At 38.5% G+C, this 20,051-nt stretch carries 14 protein-coding genes; 5 read left to right on the forward strand and 9 right to left on the reverse strand.

Annotated elements, in window-relative coordinates; translation table 11 throughout:
* Nucleotides 1–208: 208 nt before the first annotated feature.
* The 4 genes from lldD to AC07U8_RS14630 all read right to left on the reverse strand — a co-directional run bounded on the left by lldD (nt 209) and on the right by AC07U8_RS14630 (nt 5,290).
* A complete protein-coding gene (gene lldD, locus AC07U8_RS14615; protein ID WP_494738182.1) occupies nt 209–1,354 on the reverse strand; it encodes an FMN-dependent L-lactate dehydrogenase LldD in 1,146 nt (381 codons plus the stop codon).
* A gap of 2 nt (nt 1,355–1,356) precedes the next feature.
* Nucleotides 1,357–2,100, reverse strand: coding sequence for a transcriptional regulator LldR (gene lldR, locus AC07U8_RS14620; protein WP_034618110.1), 744 nt, complete (start codon nt 2,098–2,100; stop codon nt 1,357–1,359).
* A 30-nt stretch (nt 2,101–2,130) separates the two neighbouring features.
* Nucleotides 2,131–3,801 carry an L-lactate permease gene (gene lldP, locus AC07U8_RS14625; protein ID WP_171066882.1) on the reverse strand — a complete coding sequence of 557 codons (1,671 nt, stop codon included), beginning with the start codon at nt 3,799–3,801 and terminating at the stop codon, nt 2,131–2,133.
* 571 nt (nt 3,802–4,372) lie between these two features.
* Complete coding sequence (locus AC07U8_RS14630; RefSeq protein WP_239045254.1) at nt 4,373–5,290, reverse strand: DMT family transporter; 918 nt, start codon at nt 5,288–5,290, stop codon at nt 4,373–4,375.
* A 152-nt stretch (nt 5,291–5,442) separates the two neighbouring features.
* On the opposite strand from AC07U8_RS14630, the gene AC07U8_RS14635 reads away from it, so the two are divergent.
* Complete coding sequence (locus AC07U8_RS14635; protein ID WP_004724903.1) at nt 5,443–6,294, forward strand: LysR family transcriptional regulator; 852 nt, start codon at nt 5,443–5,445, stop codon at nt 6,292–6,294.
* A gap of 436 nt (nt 6,295–6,730) precedes the next feature.
* Nucleotides 6,731–8,074 carry an argininosuccinate synthase gene (gene argG / locus AC07U8_RS14640; RefSeq protein WP_004724905.1) on the forward strand — a complete coding sequence of 448 codons (1,344 nt, stop codon included), beginning with the start codon at nt 6,731–6,733 and terminating at the stop codon, nt 8,072–8,074.
* Nucleotides 8,075–8,154: 80 nt separating this feature from the next.
* Here argG and AC07U8_RS14645 read toward each other — a convergent pair whose 3' ends face one another.
* From AC07U8_RS14645 to icd, 4 genes are all read right to left on the reverse strand, one after another.
* A complete protein-coding gene (locus AC07U8_RS14645; RefSeq protein ID WP_004724907.1) occupies nt 8,155–8,385 on the reverse strand; it encodes a hypothetical protein in 231 nt (76 codons plus the stop codon).
* A 274-nt stretch (nt 8,386–8,659) separates the two neighbouring features.
* Nucleotides 8,660–9,016, reverse strand: coding sequence for a hypothetical protein (locus AC07U8_RS14650; RefSeq protein ID WP_034616240.1), 357 nt, complete (start codon nt 9,014–9,016; stop codon nt 8,660–8,662).
* Nucleotides 9,017–9,182: 166 nt separating this feature from the next.
* Nucleotides 9,183–9,674 (reverse strand): DUF2867 domain-containing protein, encoded by a 492-nt coding sequence (locus AC07U8_RS14655; protein WP_494738183.1) that lies wholly within the window; start codon nt 9,672–9,674, stop codon nt 9,183–9,185.
* A gap of 193 nt (nt 9,675–9,867) precedes the next feature.
* The gene (icd, locus tag AC07U8_RS14660; protein ID WP_419263239.1) at nt 9,868–11,124 is read right to left on the reverse strand and encodes an NADP-dependent isocitrate dehydrogenase; all 1,257 of its coding nucleotides are present in this window, start codon (nt 11,122–11,124) and stop codon (nt 9,868–9,870) included.
* Nucleotides 11,125–11,928: 804 nt separating this feature from the next.
* Here icd and AC07U8_RS14665 point away from each other — a divergent pair.
* Together AC07U8_RS14665 and AC07U8_RS14670 are read left to right on the forward strand one after the other, a co-directional pair.
* A complete protein-coding gene (locus AC07U8_RS14665) occupies nt 11,929–13,221 on the forward strand; it encodes an MFS transporter (RefSeq protein WP_419278275.1) in 1,293 nt (430 codons plus the stop codon).
* Between the two features lie 373 nt (nt 13,222–13,594).
* Nucleotides 13,595–14,383, forward strand: coding sequence for a pseudouridine synthase (locus AC07U8_RS14670; RefSeq protein ID WP_004823066.1), 789 nt, complete (start codon nt 13,595–13,597; stop codon nt 14,381–14,383).
* Nucleotides 14,384–14,642: 259 nt separating this feature from the next.
* On the opposite strand, the gene AC07U8_RS14675 is transcribed toward AC07U8_RS14670, so the two are convergent.
* Nucleotides 14,643–16,874 (reverse strand): NADP-dependent isocitrate dehydrogenase, encoded by a 2,232-nt coding sequence (locus AC07U8_RS14675; RefSeq protein ID WP_151802745.1) that lies wholly within the window; start codon nt 16,872–16,874, stop codon nt 14,643–14,645.
* A 685-nt stretch (nt 16,875–17,559) separates the two neighbouring features.
* Between AC07U8_RS14675 and AC07U8_RS14680 the strand changes: the two genes are divergently transcribed.
* On the forward strand, nt 17,560–20,016 hold the full coding sequence (locus AC07U8_RS14680; protein ID WP_494738184.1) for an acyl-CoA dehydrogenase: 2,457 nt from the start codon (nt 17,560–17,562) through the stop codon (nt 20,014–20,016).
* Nucleotides 20,017–20,051 lie beyond the last annotated feature (35 nt).

Below are 20,051 nucleotides of genomic sequence, written 5' to 3' on the forward strand. Positions count from 1 at the left end.
CTTTTTTGATGAAAAGTAGCTTGAACCATGCTCATCCGCAAAACTCGTTAAATCACATCTTTTCATTTGATGCTTTGCAAATACATCATGTTATAAGGTCGTTCTGCCTCAAAGCACTACAGATGAAATTTGCATGGATGACATTTGCGTTTATCAAATTGAACACTGTCATTTAGCTTGATGACGTATCAAAAATACATCACGCATCCTATGCTTTGTCTAACTTGACTAAACAATCAGCATTAATGTCTGCAATTGTTTTGGCGCCTGTCAAAGTCATTGCGACACGCATTTCTTTATCAATTAACTCAAGCAGATTAGAAACGCCTGCACCACCTGCTGCTCCTAATGCATAGACAAAAGCACGTCCGAGCATGCAGGTATCTGCGCCCAATGCCAGCATACGAACCACGTCCAAACCATTACGAATACCAGAGTCAGCAAGGATTTTAATATCCCCTTTGACGGCATCTGCAATTGGCGGAAGTGCACGCGCAGACGATAAGACACCATCTAACTGACGACCACCATGGTTTGATACAACAATACCATCGGCACCGAAACGTACCGCATCTTTGGCATCTTCAGGATCAAGGATCCCCTTAATCACCATCGGGCCATCCCAAAATTCACGAATCCACTCAAGGTCTTTCCATGAAATAGACGGGTCAAAGTTATTGCCCAACCAACCGATATAATCTTCAAGTCCAGTCGGCTTTCCTAAGTATTTGGAAATATTGCCTAAATCATGTGGACGCCCCAGCAAACCGACGTTCCAAGCCCAATGCGGATGGAAGCACGACTGCATATAACGACGCATCGCTGCATTTGGACCACTCATACCAGAATGTGCATCACGATAGCGCGCACCGGGTACAGGCATATCAACAGTAAACACCAAAGTTGAGCAACCGGCAGCTTTGGCTCGCTCTAAAGCATTTTTCATAAAGCCACGATCACGCAGCACATATAACTGAAACCACATTGGGCGGTTAATTGCTGGTGCAACTTCCTCAATCGGGCAAACAGATACGGTCGACAAGGTAAAAGGAATGCCCTTTTTATCTGCCGCCACAGCAGCTTGAACCTCACCACGACGTGCATACATCCCTGTTAATCCAACAGGAGACAATGCAACTGGCATAGATAAAGTTTCATCAAACAATTTTGTTTCTAGGCTTAGCTGTGACATGTCATTTAAAACACGTTGCCTTAAAGCGATTTTTGATAAATCTTCTACATTTCGTTTTAGTGTATATTCCGCATACGCACCACCATCAATATAATGAAAAAGAAATGGGGGTAAACGACGTCGCGCGGCTTCACGATAGTCATTCGCAGAAGAAATAATCATGCTCATATCCTGTTTAATCGGCTCGCACGCTGACGACGGGCTTCTTCCTCATCAATCATACGCACTTGCTGTACTACAAATTCTATATGTCCACAGACCGCATCTCTTGCAGCATCTGGATCATGACGTTCAATTGCATCCATCACTTTAAAATGCTGATCATGCAATTGATCAAATCGATGTGTTTCTGAGTACACTTTGCGTCTACCCAAGAGCACGTTAAACTGCAACAGATCAAAAACGCCCCGCATCATCTGTATCAACACTAAATTGTGCGATGCTTCAGCAATCGCCAAATGAAATTTAGCATCGGCAAGTGAAGCTTGCTCATCATCACCAATCGACTGAAAATATGAAATCTGATCATAATATTCGCGAATCTGAGCCAGATCTTTAGGTGTTGCACGTTGTGCCGCATACCAAGCTGAACCACCCTCAAGGATTGTTCGCGCCTCCTGCACATCAAAACGATATGCTGGGTCTTCATCAATCAAATTACTTAAAGATTCAACAATCTGGTTTTGTGACCAATTCACCGGGAATTGTTGTAAATAGGTCCCCGCCCCGCCTTTGCTGACCAGCATTCCAGTACTGGTCAGTTGAGAAATCGCTTCTCTTAAAGAGGAACGGGATACGCCCAGTTGTTCACACAACTTTCGTTCAGCAGGTAAACGTTCTCCGACTTGCATGTTTTTTTCTTCAATTAACATACGAAGGCTTTGTACCACTTTGTCAGAGACTTTCATCTGCTTTCCTCATTCAGTGACGTTTTATGCTCATGGAATCATCCATGGGAACACATAAGCTTGTAGTGTAATAATAATACCGATCATTACAGTAAACGTTATACTGTGTTTAACCGTAAAACGGAACAGATCAGACTCTTTACCTACCAGCCCCACCGCCGCACATGCAATTGCAATCGACTGAGGAGAAATCATTTTCCCAGTGACACCACCACTGGTATTTGCAGCAACCAGTAATACTTCTGGGACACCAATTTGTTGCGCAGTCGTGGCTTGTAATGCCCCGAATAAAGCATTTGCAGAAGTATCCGAACCTGTAAGGAATACACCTAACCATCCTAAGAATGGAGAGAAGAATGTAAATGCTTGACCCGTATGTGCCAATGCCAAAGCCAAGGTTGCAGACATTCCTGAATAGTTAGCAATAAAAGCAAATGCCAACACCATACCAATCGAATAAATTGGAATTTTTAATTCATTAACGGTTTCAGCAAAAGTAACCACTGCTTCTTTTGGCTTCATTTTTAAGAAAATAATGGTAATGATTGCAGCAATAATAATTGCGGTACCCGTCGCTGAGAACCAATCAAATTTATAAATTGCATCATAGTCTTTTACTTCAGCAACAACAGGTGGCATCTTTTGAATCATTTGATGCAAATATGGCACTTTGATAGAAATCACTAAATCATGCAGCGCACCATCTTTGGTAAATAAATCCTTAAATGGTTTTACACTCCAGATCGTAACCATCACAGTTAAAATCGCAAATGGTGACCACGCTTTGGCAATTTGAGCAAGGCTATATTTCTGCTGTTTCTGTTCAGCAAGATTTTCGCTCATGCTGTCATCTTCATTTGCAAAACGGAAGATATGCTTTGGCTGCCAATATTTTAATAAAATCGTTAATGAAACCAAAGACGCAATTGAAGCGGTAATATCGGGTAATTCTGGACCCACAAAGTTTGAAGTCAAATATTGTGCAAGCGCAAAAGAACCACCACCGACAATCACAGCAGGCCAAGTTTCTTTTACACCACGCCAACCGTCCATAATTGCCATGATCCAGAACAGCACAATTGGAACCATAAATGGCAACTGACGTCCAACCATCTGACTGATTTCCATTGTTTCTACACCAGAAACCTGTCCAGCCACAATAATTGGAATCCCCATTGCACCAAATGCTACAGGTGCTGTATTCACAATCAAACATAGACCCGCCGCATAAAGTGGTTTAAAACCAAGCCCCACCAATAACGCTGCGGTAATCGCAACAGGCGCACCAAAGCCAGCAGCACCTTCCAAGAAAGTACCGAAAGCAAAACCAACAAAAAGCATTTGCAGACGTTGATCTTCAGTAATCGACAAAATCGAAGAACGAATAATATCGAACTGCCCTGTTTTTACTGAAACTTTATATAGGAATACTGCGCCAATAATGATCCAAGCAATTGGCCATAAACCATAAAAGAAACCATAGACCAATGATGCCAATGCCATCATCGTTGGCATTTGATAAGCAAATAATGAAACCAGTAAAGCCAATACAACTGTAATTGTCCCCGCAACACTTCCTTTCATGCGGAATACAGCAAGGGCTAAAAAGAAAAAGATAATTGGTATCAGCGCAATGGCACTGGATACCCAGATATTGCCCATCGGATCATAAATCTGTTGCCAATGTTGAAGCATTGTCATCTCCTTGAAATGCTTGCTAGAACGTGGAATGTCATTGAATCATCCATTTATTTCTCAATAATCGGTATGACCAATTTAGTTTTAAATTAAAAAATTTTGCACTAACTGCCACTTAATATTAATTTTTGCTGATTTAAAGATCAATAGTTGGCACTCAATTAATTATTTTGGTATGACCAATATTGCAAGTATTTCAGTTGATTCACAGATCAATCCTTCAGATTTCAGGGTTTCAAATCGAACAACTCATTTGTTTTATATTATATTTTTTTAAATTAAACTAATTTTCTACAACTTTAGTCGTATCCTATTCTTTCATACACTTTTTAGTAACACTGATTTAAGTTTATTATCGGGTTTAGAAATACTGCAAAACCAAAATTAGTCAGACCAATTTAAAAACCAGTTAAAATAAGCTTCAATGCATCGCTTTAAACAAACAAATATCAAGTAAAAATAGAAAAAAAAAAGCAAAACCAATAAATGTTCACTGATTTTGCTTTTTACTTTAATTAAAAATTATATAAATTTAATCAACTATAAATTAATTCAACAATGTCCACTCATTGATTTAACGATGCTCACAACTCAATAAGGTTTCAGGTTTTTTCTTGATTTTAAGATTTAAAGAACTTGAAATAATTCCTGAACAAATAAACGCAGCACCGATAATAATGTTGATTGTAATCGGCTCATGCCAAAGCACATAACCAAAAAATAAACTTAGAATAGGAATACACATGATTGAAATAGACGCAACAAAGGTATCCACCTGACTCACAATCCAATTCCACAAGGCAAAGGCAAAACCTGTCCCAATCACAGCAATATAGAACAGGATTGAATCATTCAGTGGATTCATCCAAACTTTAACATCTACAGGTTCAAAAATTAAAGCACCGATCAGAATCACCACCCCACCCATCAGCAATTGCCAACAGGTCAATTTGATTTTGTCATAAGTTGCAAAATTCTGTTTGATATAAACTGTGGTTAAAGCCCAGAAGAAGCCAGACAAGATTAAGAAAGCTTGACCAATTAACGATAAATTCAAATGAATATGATGTAATTGTGGCCAAAGAATTGCAACCAAGCCCAATGTGCCAAGAACCAACCCAATCATTTTTTGGCTATTTAAACGCTCATTTAAAATATAATGCGCCAATACACCAATAAAAATAGGCATAGTAAACACTAAAACCGCAGACAATCCTGAATCAACAAATTGCATGGCAAAGGTTTGTGTTGCATAAAAACCAATACATATCATCAAACTTGAGATCATCAGTTTTTGCCATTCACCTTTTGCGGGTAAAACAGATTTCCTTAACAGTACTTGAACCAACATAAGGGTAAGCGCAGCTAAGATTAAACGCGTAGAAATAAATAAGAATGGCGGAAATATTTGCAAACTATGTTTGACCAATCCCCACAAAGATCCCCAGACGAGACACAATAATACAATTGCACCAATCACTCGAAGATTCATTTGCTGTACTCAACAGATGGAAAGTACATAGAGTATAGAAAATAAATGACATCATGAATAATGCTATGTTTTAATGTACACATCATTTTTTTTGATGCTAAAGCAGATACTTTAGTGTCAGCACGTATTCAATGCATTATTGAGGAATTGAAATGAATATCGATATGGGTGATATCAAATCATTTGTGACTGTTGCTGAACTAAAAAGCATTACCGCAGCAGCAAATAAACTCAATTATTTACAATCGAATATGACTGCAAAAATAAAAAAGATTGAAAATCACTATAAACGTCAACTATTCATCCGAAAACCCAAAGGTGTTGAGCTGACCGAATCAGGAATGAATTTATATCAACAATATAAAAAAATGATCTTCACGTGGGAAGAAACAGAAAATAAAATCTATCAACAGGAAAAATATTTACGCTTTGGTACCAACACCAGTTTAGGCGGGATGCGTTTCTACCCATCTTTTAGTCAACTTTATGAAACCTACCCTGAGCTTTCAATCACCATGAAAACAGGTGCTACAGGCTATATTGAAGATGAAATTTTACGCGGAAACTTAGATATCGCTTATGTTCTAGGTCACCCAAAACAGAAAAATATTCAGTATATTCAAAAGGCAGATGATCAATTGGTGATTATTGGGAAAAATGTCATCAACCATGACAGCCTTGAAGACTGTCTCAATCATCAAAATATTTTACTTGCCTCTGAAGAATGCTGTTATGCAACCACTTTAGATCATATTTATACAGATTATCATTTAACCAAAGGTGAATTAACCCATATTTATGATCATGAAGCCTTAGTCAATTTCACTCAATTGGGTATGGGAATTTCAATGATTGCAAAGTCACTGATTAAAAAATTTAATATTCAATATTATCGAGAAACACCCGAACAATATCGAGATATTGGATTCTATCTGATTGCACGAAGTGAACATGTATTTACCCCGATTGAAAAGCAGTTTATTGGTTTAAATGATCAGCTATGATCCCGAACAAATCAGATATATTGAGTTAACCCTAAACATCCAATTTATCTTACTTTTAACATAGGTCAATCCGCAGCCTGCCATTTGGCCTTACGCACATTCAGCAAAATCAGCAGCCCTATACAAGTACCTATTGGAAATCCAATCAAAAATAAACATCCAATAATGGTAGACATCAATCTCCCTATTTCACTCCCCTTTTCAACTTCTTATTAAATTTCACACCTCGTTAATTTGACTTTTCTTATAAGTTTTTAAATGGGGTGCATAGGTCATTTAAGTAAATTCATTTCGCTCTATAAATTGTCTTTTTTTCAATGTTAACCTTCAAATCCAATAAAACATTGATTGAAAAAGTGCTACAATAGTGCGTTTATAAAATTCTCTTTGGCCACCCATGTATGTGGTGCCTCTTTCGAAATAGTTAGGACGAGCAATGACTGATAATGCAACGATCTTGCAGAATGTACCAGTAGGCAAAAAAGTGGGTATCGCTTTTTCTGGTGGTCTAGATACTTCAGCAGCTTTATTGTGGATGAAACAAAAAGGCGCAGAACCTTATGCTTATACAGCAAACTTAGGTCAACCTGATGAAGATGACTACGATGCAATTCCGCGTAAAGCTGAAAACTACGGTGCTGTAAAAGCCCGATTGGTTGACTGCCGCTTACAACTTGCATTGGAAGGTATTGCTGCAATTCAATGTGGTGCATTCCATATCAGCACTGGTGGTGTTCCTTATTTCAACACAACACCATTAGGTCGTGCAGTAACAGGTACAATGCTTGTTACAGCAATGAAAGAAGATGATGTTAATATTTGGGGTGATGGTTCAACCTATAAAGGGAACGATATTGAACGTTTCTATCGTTATGGTTTATTAACCAACCCTGCACTTAAAATTTACAAACCTTGGTTAGATCAGCAATTTATTGATGAATTAGGCGGTCGCGCTGAAATGTCACAATTCTTGATCGACAATGGTTTTGATTACAAAATGTCGAAAGAGAAGGCCTATTCAACAGATTCAAACATGTTGGGTGCAACTCACGAAGCAAAAGATCTTGAATACCTCAATGCGGGCATCAAAATCGTTGAGCCAATTATGGGTGTTGCGTTCTGGAAAGAAGACGTAAAAGTTGAAGCTGAAGAAGTTTCTGTAACTTTTGAAGAAGGTTTCCCTGTTGCATTAAATGGCAAACGTATTGAAGACCCTGTTGAATTCATTCTTGAAGCCAATCGCATTGGTGGTCGTCATGGTCTAGGTATGTCTGACCAAATCGAAAACCGTATTATTGAAGCAAAATCTCGTGGCATCTATGAAGCTCCGGGAATGGCACTTCTTCATATTGCTTATGAGCGTCTTGTAACTGGTATTCATAACGAAGACACTATTGAACAATATCGTATCAATGGTTTACGTCTAGGTCGTTTATTGTACCAAGGTCGTTGGTTCGATTCACAAGCATTGATGCTACGTGAAACAGCACAACGCTGGGTTGCTAAAGCAATCTCAGGTACTGTGACTTTAGAACTTCGTCGTGGTAATGACTACACGATTATGAACACTGAATCAGAGAACCTCACTTATGAAGCTGAGCGTTTAACCATGGAAAAAGGTGATTCAATGTTTAGTCCTGCTGACCGTATCGGCCAATTGACTATGCGTAATCTTGATATCACGGACACCCGCGCAAAACTTGGTATTTATACCAATACTGGTTTATTGGCTGTCGGTACAGGATCTGCGATCCCTCAGTTGAAAGACAAAAATAAATAATTTTTGATGAAAAACAAAACCGCCAAATTTGGCGGTTTTTTTAGCTTTAGCCTTAATGACTTTTCACTAAAGATTGCTTATCAAGACACTGCATTCTTAGTTTCAGGCTGCGATAAGTTTTGTTGCTCTAATTTTTGCTGTTGTTTTTGCAACTCAATCTTTTCGGCGTGTTCTTGGCGAATTTGATCATATTCTCGTTTGGTTTCAGCATCACTTTTAGCCGCAAGAAAAGCCATTCCAACTAAAAATACTGGAAATAACAATGCTAATGTCGCAAAGATATAAAATTTTTTCGAACTTGTCTGTGACATAAATTCAAGGCTTTCAATAAATTTAACTGGGCTTGTTAATATAACAGAATATTCCCATCCAATACATTACTCACCTACAGCCATAGGATTACAATCCCCTATTTATTTAAAGCGAAAAATTTAAGTAAAAAGCATATTACCTTGTGATTCAGAAGCCTAATCAATCACTTTCACCAGTACTCTTCATACATCAAGTTATTATTATATTGAGCTTATTCCTAAAGCTATTTCAATAAAAACCAGTTGCCCATAAAACAGCAGATTTAAAAAACAATTAACGATTCTTTGTTTGTTTATAAGCTTCTTGCGCTATAGCCAAACTTTTCTTTTTACCTTCAACTGTATCTGGAATCTCATTAGAAGTTCCATTTCCAGAATGGCGTTGCAAATGTTGTTGTTGAGAATACTGATGCATTTCAGACTGAGTTTTTTGTTGTTGTATCGAAGTTTGATTTGCAGTTCGTTGGGTTAATTTTTGTTGAAGTTGTTGCTGTGGATTTACAGTAGCAGTTCCAGCACAAGGCCTAGATTGGTAAGTTACCGAACCTTTAACTACACATTTGTGTACGTCTTTAGCAAATACATGATGAGAAATCCCTAAAGCTAAGATAACCAACAATACTTTTTTCACAACCAACACTCCATTTAAGTTTCAACAAAATATCAACAAATGATTTAAATTGCTATTTACACAGGAGTTTTCTTATTCACAGGAGTTTTCATCTACAATTAAGGTATAAATATGACTTTTTTTGCCAAGTTTTACAGCATTTTGTCATAGTTCAAATCCTTCAGTTTCAAGCTTTAATTTGAAGGTTTTTAAGTGATTGCTGAACAATAAAACCATGAACCATAGAAACAGGCAGCATATAAATTTTCCCAAAAAGATTATATGTCACTACACTGGTACATATCGTTAATTCATTTCTAAGTTCATCATATTCTTCGATTTGTAAAACCAGCAACACACTCAAATGTTTATCCGTTGACTGTAAAAAAAGCTCACGATCTGAGACTTTAACCACATCAAAAAAATCTGCTTTTCCACCCACTTGAAGTGGTTTAGTTGATCCACCAAAGCCTTGAATAGGTTGCACACCACCTAAATGCCGGCTTAAAAAATCTCTTAGCTTAAACGCAGCCCTCAACCAAACTGGCGGCTTACTGGTCATTAGATAGTAGGCTTGAGTACTGGTGAGATTTTTATCAATATATTGCTTGGCTTCGTGTAAAAAATTTAATTGATCAAGCGGGGCAACCAAAGTTTGTGGATCTCTTTCTACATTCAATCAATCAGCCCCTTAAAATATAATTAATATTTTTCAAATAACCGCTAAAAACAGTCTACAGTAATCAGTTATTGGTGCAATTACTCACAGCCTAAAGTTTAATAAATATACTTAGATTCTAGAATAAAATAGACAAATCATAAATAACAAAAAGGCCTGCACTTGGCAGACCTTTAATTATGTTGTGTTTAGATTAATTATCCATATTTTCAATGATTGCTTGACCAAATTCAGAACAACGAAGCAATGTTGCTCCTGGCATCAAGCGCTCAAAGTCGTAGGTAACAGTTTTCGCAGCAATCGCTCCCGATACACCCTGAATAATCAAATCAGCAGCTTCAATCCACCCCATATCTCGAAGCATCATTTCCGCAGAAAGAATAATAGAGCCTGGGTTGACTTTATCTTGGCCTGCATATTTTGGTGCTGTCCCGTGGGTTGCTTCATATACAGAAATTGCACCGCCAATATTTGCACCCGGCGCAATTCCAATACCACCTACTTCAGCAGCCAAGGCATCAGAAATATAGTCACCATTTAAGTTAAGTGTCGCAATCACAGAGTATTCAGAAGGACGCATTAAGATTTGCTGTAGGAAGGCATCTGCAATCACATCTTTAATAATGATCTCTTTACCCGTTCTTGGATTTTTAATTTTTACCCACGGGCCACCATCAATCAGCTCGCCACCGAAACGATCAATTGCCAGTTCATAGCCCCATTCTTTGAATGCACCTTCGGTATATTTCATAATGTTGCCTTTATGCACTAAAGTTACACTCGGCTTATCATTATCAATCGCAAACTGGATCGCTTTACGTACTAAACGCTGAGTACCTTCTTTTGATACAGGCTTAATACCAATCCCACAATTATCTTCAAAACGAATCTTGGTTACACCCATTTCTTCTTTTAAGAATTTAATGACTTTTTTCGCTTCAGGAGAATCTGCTTTCCATTCGATACCTGCATAGATATCTTCGGAATTTTCACGAAAAATCACCATGTCGGTCAATTCAGGGTGTTGAACAGGTGACGGTACTCCTTCAAACCAACGTACAGGACGTACACAAACATAAAGGTCGAGTTCTTGGCGTAAAGCGACATTCAATGAACGAATACCACCACCCACAGGTGTAGTTAATGGACCCTTAATCGAAACCACAAATTCCCGCAGTGCCTCAAAAGTTTCTTCAGGCATATAGGTCCCGTAGATTTTATCTGCCTTTTCACCACAGTAAACTTCCATCCATTCGATCGAACGTTTGCCAGCATATGCTTTTTGAATTGCGGCATCTACAACAGCTTTCATGGCTGGAGTAATATCAACACCAATACCATCCCCTTCAATAAAAGGAATGATTGGATGATTTGGAACATTCAGTGACAAGTCTGCATTTACAGTAATTTTGCTACCATCAGCAGGCACTACGATCTTCTGATAACCCATTGTTCAGGTTCTCCCTTTTATTATAGTTGGCAAATCCAAAATAATTGCCAAATAGACAATACTTCTAACCATTCTTAGCGCATATCAGTCTAGTCTAATTCGTACATTTTTTGAGATTTATACGAGGAATAACAACATTTCTCTACTGAATAAAGCACAATGTTTCATTATTTAATATCACTCAAACCATCATTTTTTATATAAATCGACAAGCTCAATCATTGCTAATGATTAAAATAAAAATATTAGCCTTGCTTTTCCATACACATAAATTTTCCAAGAGTCAGATCTTTAAAAGTGAGAGCTACTATACATTTTCACTATAAACATGATTTCTAATTTTTTGATTTTATATTCGCCATTTAATTTAAAAATCTATAACATTTTGACAATAGGTTGATGATCAAACCAGCCACCTTAAAACCACAATATATTCATATATTTCATTGTATTAAATTATGCACCACAATAGATCAAAAATAAAATCCAGTAATTTTATTTTTATTATTGGTGTTTTTTGCCATTGCTTTAAATTTTATAAAAATAATTTTTATAAAACCACAATCAAGTTAAGATTAATTACAAAAGTAATTCACTTTTACTATATGTTTTCACATGAATTTTAATGAAAAAATAAATCAAAATTCATTTTTTAATTCTTTCTACCTATCCTATCGCCTCCAATCAAATTAACCATCTTTGCAATTATTATTTAGTCTTAAAATCTTTAACATTATTCCTATTTTTTAAATCGTAATGAATTTTGAATCCATTGCGATTCAACCTATCTCATGGATGTAAATAATGGATAAAACTTACACTAAAGAAGAGAAGCGAGGTCGTATACGCGGTATCGTCGGCGCAGCTTCAGGAAACTTAGTAGAATGGTTTGATTTTTATATTTATGCTGTGTTTGCGGCATATTTCACTAAAGCATTAACTGCACCTGATATGGACTCCGGTACTCAAGCAATTTATGTATGGGGTGTCTTTGCAGCCAGCTTCTTTATGCGACCAATTGGTAGCTGGGTTTTCGGACGAATTGCCGATAAACATGGCCGTAAAAAATCAATGGTCATTTCCATCTGTCTTATGGCAGTAAGCTCTTTCTTATTTGCCGCACTCCCAACCTATGAACAAGTTGGAATGGCAGCACCTTTCCTACTTTTACTTGTTCGCCTGCTACAGGGTTTATCTGTAGGTGGTGAATATGGTGCTGTAGCAACCTATATGAGTGAGCTTGGCTTAAAGGGTCAACGAGGCTTTTTTGCTTCATTCCAATATGTCACCTTGTCGGGCGGTCAATTATTAGCAAGCTTACTCGGTGTTATTATGCTGGCATTCCTATCAGAGCAGCAATTGCTTGATGGTGGCTGGCGTATTCCTTTTGTCATTGGTGGTATTGCTGCAATTATCTCCCTACTTGCACGTAGCCGTTTGGAAGAAACATTATCTAGCGAAGACAGTGATAAAGAAGAATCTGGAAGCTTAAGTGAACTATTCAAGAATCACTGGAAAACCTTCTTATTGGTTGTAGGTTATACCTCTGCGGGTTCCCTCACCTTCTATGTGATTACAGTATATTCAAAGACCTACCTCACCAATATGGGTGTAGATAGTAAAACTGTCGGATTCATTATGACAGCTTCACTCTTTATCTTTATGCTTGCACAACCTGTGTTTGGTGCTATTTCTGACCGCATTGGCCGTCGTGCTGCAATGCTTGCGTTCAGTGGTACTATGGCAATTTTCATCTATCCAGTCATGGTGATCTGGATGCCACATTTCAGTTATTCGCCATTGATGGTTGCTCTGTTACTTATTTTCCTCATGATGTTGCTTAGCTTCTATACCTCTATCAGTGGATTGGTTAAGGCTGAAATGTTCCCACCACATGTTCGTGCATTGGGTGTTGGTTTCTCTTATGCTGTGGGTAATGCAATCTTTGGTGGCTCTGCGCCATCTGTTGCACTACAGTTCAAAGCAGCAGGTATTGAAAGCACCTTCTTCTTCTATGTGATTTTCATGTTAGTGATCTGTTTCTTATGTAGTTTTAAATTACCGAAAGAACCTGAATATCTAAAACATGACCACTAAATAACATGATCAACCAACCAATAGCTTGTGATCACTGATTAAAACTTGAGATCTACGCTATTCAAAAAAGCTGTACTACCCAAAGGGTGGTACAGCTTTTTTATTATAAGGCTTAACTTCAATAGACGTTGCCTTCAAGTTGCCTATCTCAATTTCACGCAATGGTAAATTCTAGCAAGATAAAACCACCAATCTCCCGCCTAAGAAAAATGTATTTACAACTCAGCCTAGGTAAATAAATAAAGTTGAAGAATACAAAGCGTAATCTGATATAGTAGCGCACATATCGTAGTCTTTATCTTTACCCAACTCTCTTCAAACGGGTAACTTTATCAAACTCAAAAATTTTATTGATATTTATTAGTGGTCTAAAGTGAAAATTGTCATTCTTAATAAACCTTATGACGTCCTCTCCCAGTTTCGTAAAGACGAAGCACATATGACGATGTCTGACTTCGTAGATGATTCGACTTTGCGTTTGGCGGGTCGTCTCGATATGGACTCTGAAGGTTTAGTTTTTTTAACTGATCATGGTGGTTTAAATCAATACATTACCAATCCTGCCAATAAGAAATTTAAAACTTATTTGGTGCAAGTTGATGGTGATGTGACTGAAGAAGCCCTAGAACAGTTGCGTAAAGGTGTTGAGCTAAAAGATGGTATGACTTTGCCTGCTCAAGCGAATAAAGTTGAACAACCTGAATGGTTATGGGATCGTGATCCACCAGTACGTTTCCGTGCCAATATTCCAACATCTTGGATTGAAATTTCTATTTGTGAAGGCCGTAACCGTCAAGTCCGTCGTATGACTTCGGCTGTTGGTTTTCCAACTTTACGTTTGATCCGTACCAAGATTGGTGCAATTGATTTGGTGCAAATGGGTTTACAACCTGGTGAAACTAAAGAAATTGAACCATTACTTTATCCAGACTTCCAAAATATTCCAGCAGATGAACCTTACCGCTCACGCTCTTATGTGAAGAAACCTGGCGGTACAGGTGGAAAACCAATCGTTCGCAAAAATAAAGATGGTTCAACAAAGAAATCTGGAACTAAACGTATCTGGCAAATGGAAGATGGTGAAAAACCACGTCGTAAGACCAATGGTACCACCCGCCCAAATACCAAAGCACCACGTGGTCGTGGACGTAATGGTCGCTAGGATTTAGTCCTTCTAAGCCATTAATCGATTGCCACATATTGCAAAAATGCCCAATGAATTTCATTGGGCATTTTTATTTTATAACTAAAAAATTCAAGACCAATTAAAACCAATCTCGCCCTCATCATTTAAATTGATTCATACAAAACCTTGCAAATACATAACTTAAACAAAGATTTATGCCATCAATAAAAAAAGCCGATGCGTATGCATCGGCTTTTCTCACCAACAAGATCGTTGGTTTATAGCATTTTAAAACTTAAACAGTAGCAAGCGTAGCGTTAAGCGTCGCACTTGGACGCATTACAGCTTCAACCTTAGCTGTATCAACTGCATAGTAACCACCGATATCCGCTGGCTTACCTTGAACAGCAGCAAGCTCAGCAAGGATTTTGTCTTCGTTCTCATCCAATGCTTTTGCAAGTGGTGCAAACTTGCCTTTTAATTCAGCATCGTCATTTTGTGCAGCAAGTGCTTCAGCCCAGAACTTCGCAAGGTAGAAATGGCTACCACGGTTGTCAAGCTCACCTGTACGGCGTGATGGAGACTTGTCGTTATCTAACAATTGACCAGTTGCTTGATCCAATGTTTTCGCCAATAACTTAGCACGTGCATTGTCTTCTTTGATACCTAGCTCTTCTAAAGAAACAGCCAAGGCCAAGAATTCACCAAGAGAGTCCCAACGCAAGTGGTTTTCTTCTACAAGCTGTTGTACATGTTTAGGCGCTGAACCACCCGCACCTGTTTCGTACATACCACCGCCCGCCATTAACGGAACGATAGACAACATTTTCGCAGAAGTACCCAATTCCATGATTGGGAACAAGTCAGTTAAGTAATCACGTAAAATGTTACCAGTCACTGAAATTGTATCTAAACCACGAGCAACACGTTCAAGCGTATAACGCATTGCACGTACTTGTGACATGATTTGGATATCAAGACCCGCTGTATCATGATCTTTCAAGTATTTTTGTACTTTCTTGATCAATTCATTTTCATGCGGACGGTATGGGTCAAGCCAGAAGATTGCAGGCATACCTGAGTTACGCGCACGCGTTACTGCAAGTTTTACCCAATCACGAATCGGTGCGTCTTTCACCTGACACATACGCCAGATATCGCCTTCCTCAACGTTTTGTGACATCAACACTTCACCAGTTTCAAGATCTGTGATGTTTGCAACACCCGCTTCAGTGATCTCAAAAGTTTTGTCATGTGAGCCGTATTCTTCAGCTTTTTGCGCCATCAAACCAACGTTTGGCACAGTACCCATAGTACGTGGGTCAAAGTTACCATTCCACTTACAGAAATTGATCATTTCTTGGTAAATACGTGCAAATGTTGACTCTGGCATAACAGCTTTACAATCATACTGCTTACCATCAGCACCCCACATTTTACCACCGCCACGAATCATCGCAGGCATAGATGCATCCACAATCACATCATTTGGTGAATGGAAGTTGGTAATACCTTTCGCTGAATCCACCATTGCAAGTGCAGGACGGTGTTCTTGGCAAGCGTGAAGATCTTCAATGATCTCTTCACGTAATGATGTTGGTAAAGTTGCAATCTTCTCGTAAAGACCAGCCATACCGTTATTGACGTTAATACCTAACTCATCAAATAACTTAGCGTGCTTTTCAAATGCTTCTTTATAGTAAATTTTTACACAGTGACCGAATACGATCGGGTGTGAAACTTTCATCATGGTTGCTTTTACATGCAACGAAAATAAAATGCCCGCTTCACGGCAATCATCAAGTTCTTTCTCATAGAAATCGCAAAGCGCTTTCTTGCTCATAAACATTGAATCGATGATTTCGCCATCAAGTAATGCAACTTTTGGCTTAAGCACAATGCTCTCACCATTTTTGGTGATCAGTTCCATTTTTACGTTACGCGCACGGTCAAGTGTCATTGACTTTTCACCGTGATAGAAATCCCCCTCATCCATATGCGAAACATGTGTTTGTGACCACTGTTTCCATTCGCTCATTGAATGTGGATGTTTCTTTGCATAGTTTTTCACTGCTGCAGGTGCACGACGGTCAGAGTTACCTTCACGTAACACTGGATTCACCGCTGAACCAAGGCACTTGCTATAACGTACCTTAATTGCTTTTTCTTCTTCAGTTGTTGGATTTTCAGGATAGTCTGGGATTGCATAACCCTTTGACTGAAGTTCCTTAATACATGCGCTCAACTGAGCAACAGATGCACTGATATTTGGGAGTTTGATAATGTTAGTGTCTGGATCTTGAGTAAGACGCCCTAAATGCGCAAGGTTGTCAGATACTTTCTGTTCATCGCTTAAGTATTCCGCGAATTCTGCAAGAACACGAGCGGCTACAGAAATATCAGTTTTGACAATCTCTACGCCAGCTGGCTTAGTAAAGGTCTCAATGATCGGCAGTAGCGAATAAGTCGCCAACAATGGCGCCTCGTCAGTCAGTGTGTAAATGATTGTTGACTTTCCACCAGCCATATATAGCCCCTTGCTTTAAATTGTGTTTTGAGAACCGAGCTTGTGACCCAGCCCTTACGAACCGACTTGCTTAAATTTAACCCCAAGAGTATCAGCCTTCCTGGTATTACAGTCAACGTAAGATCTGTGATAACGACATTTCGTAAAAAAATGGTACATCACAAATATTGCATTAATATCAATATTTGCACAAAAATTAAGCATTTTCTTGTAAAAATAGTCATTCCGACCAAGAGCAACAACAATCCATGCCGTCTTGTGCTGTATTGTTTTAAACATTAAAAATTTTATCTTGCTGATTCTTACAGACTGAGCAGCAAATTGAAAGCCATTGAAAACACATCGACGCGCTTCAGCGATATAAAACAAGCCAAACAGCACAAACAAAAATCAGCTAAATACTGTTTAAATTTTAAATCATTCAAGTCTGTCTAAAAAGTGAATACGCAAATGAATGGAAAGTTTATTTACCCCCCAATACTCTGGTCACGATATGACAATAAATATGCTTTGGTTAACTTATACTCACAAAACAACAATACTTTTACCTTGAATAGTAAGTGAAAAAATCGTTATTAATAAATTACATGTTTAATTTTTCATCACATCTTTGATGAAAGAATAAGCTTCAATGATGTATTTCCGATCCCAAAATTAATATTAAAACTGTAGAGGTAATATGTTAATGCTATTACTCATCGCAATACTTATTCAAATCATCTCACTCTGGGCCGTGTTCTTTTTTGCACTTCATCGAACAGTCGGAAGTATCACTACGATTATCATTGCAATTCTGAGTGCAGTGATCAGCCCATGGTCTCTCATCCTTGGTCTTCCGCTTATTCTTATCAGTTTAGTATTACTGATTGAACCACTGCGAATGCAAGTTTTGACTAAACCGGCCTATAAAACATTAGCCAATGCAATGCCAAGCATGAGTACCACTGAACGTGAAGCATTGGATGCGGGTACCAGTTGGTGGGAAAAAGAATTATTTATGGGGGCGCCAGATTGGGAAAAATTTAACAATTATCCCTACCCGACGCTTAGCAATGAAGAGCAATCTTTTTTAGATCATGAGGTTGAACAACTCTGTCAGTTGCTAGATGAATGGGAAATTCATCAAAATAAAGACCTGAACGCTGAGACATGGCAATTTATTAAAGACAATGGCTTTTTTGGACTCATCATCCCTAAAACTTATGGTGGTCGTGAATTTAGCTCTTTTGCACAAAGTCGCATTATGAGCAAAATTGCCTCTCGTTCATTAACCACTGCTGTAACCTGTATGGTGCCTAACTCATTAGGACCGGGTGAGCTCTTACTGAATTATGGTACAGACGAACAAAAGAATCGTTATTTGCCCGGCTTAGCCAAGGGTCAAGAAATTCCTTGTTTTGGACTCACCAGTCCTGAAGCGGGTTCTGATGCTGGGGCGATTCCTGACACTGGCGTGGTTTGTTATGGAGAGTTCGAAGGTCAACAAGTGCTTGGCTTAAAGATGAATTTCTCAAAACGCTGGATTACCCTAGCGCCCGTCGCAACAGTAGTCGGTCTCGCCTTCAAACTGTATGACCCAGATGGTTTATTGGGAGATAAAACTAAAACTGAGTATGGTATTACCTGTGCACTTATACCCGCCTCTCATGCAGGCGTAGAGGTTGGACCAAGACACCATCCAGGTGGTTCTCCTTTTATGAATGGTACAGTTGAAGGTAAGAACGTCTTTATTCCAATTGACTGGATTATTGGTGGCGCAAAAAATGCCGGGAATGGCTGGCGTATGCTGATGGAATGTCTGGCTGTTGGACGTGGTATTTCCCTTCCTGCACTTTCTACAGCCGCAGGTGAAATGACATATTTATCTGTAGGTGCATTCGCTAAAATTCGTCAACAATTTAAATTATCGGTAGGTAAATTTGAAGGGGTGCAAGAAGTTAGTAGTGATATCGTCAGCCATACTTATATGCTAGAAGCTTTCCGCTATTTAGTCACTTGTGGTTTAAATCAAGGTGGCAAACCTGCTGTTATGACCGCGATGGCAAAATACTATGCCACTGAAACGATGCGAAAAATCGTCAATCATGGTATGGACATCACAGGAGGTCGTGGTATTCAACAAGGTCCGCGTAACTTTCTTGCCAATATGTATCAAGCTATTCCGATCTCGATAACAGTTGAAGGGGCAAATATCTTAAGCCGTTCGTTAATGATCTTTGGTCAAGGTTCAATGCGTTGCCATCCTTATTTATTTGAGGAATTACAACTGTTACAGGCCGAAGATAAAGCCTCTGCCTTAAATACATTTAACACCATGTTATATCAACATTTAGGCTACACCTTAAACCGTGGCGCGCGTGCGTTTACTTATGGATGGTTTGGGGCAAGTAGTCAACGACCTGACTCATCAGATGCTTTTACTCAACCTTATTATAAAATCATCAATCGATTCAGTACTGACTTCGCCCTAACCGCAGATATGTGTCTTGGACTATTAGCCGGTGATATTAAACGTAAAGAAATGCTCTCAGGGCGATTAGCTGACATTCACTCCAAAATGTTTATTGCGACAGCCATTCTCAAATTTTATGAAAATGGTCAAAGATCCTCACAAGAACAGGTACATGCCAAACTTGCATTAGACGAAACGCTTTATGATGCCCAAGAAGCATTTTATGGCTTATTTGATAATTTTCCGATTCAAATTGCATCAAGTCTGGTTAAATTTGTTTGTTTCCCATTTGGTCGACCAATCAAGAAACCAAGCGATCGTCAAAAGAGTGAAGCAGCGGAACTGATCATGCAAGATAACCCGTTCCGAGATTATTTAAAAACGCAGGTTTATTATACTGTTGATCCGAATGATGCTTTTGGACGAATGGAAGCCACCTTTAATCTACTCACAACCGTTGAAGATGATTGGAACAGCTTTAAAAAAGCAGAATCTAAAGGTGAATATCAAGGGCTAACATTTGAAGAGCGCATACAGGATGCAGTTACTCGTGGCTTAATCAGCGATGATTTAGCCACAAAATTAACCCAATATAATGCACTTCGTTATGACAGTATGCTCACAGATATTTTTGATGAAAAATTAGAGCAGGTGTTGGTATTAGAAAATCCTCATCTTCACTCAACTTAAATCGATTTGGCAAATGCCATTTAACAGATAAGGCG

The sequence above is a fragment of the Acinetobacter sp. GW821-FHT01E09 genome (assembly GCF_059422385.1).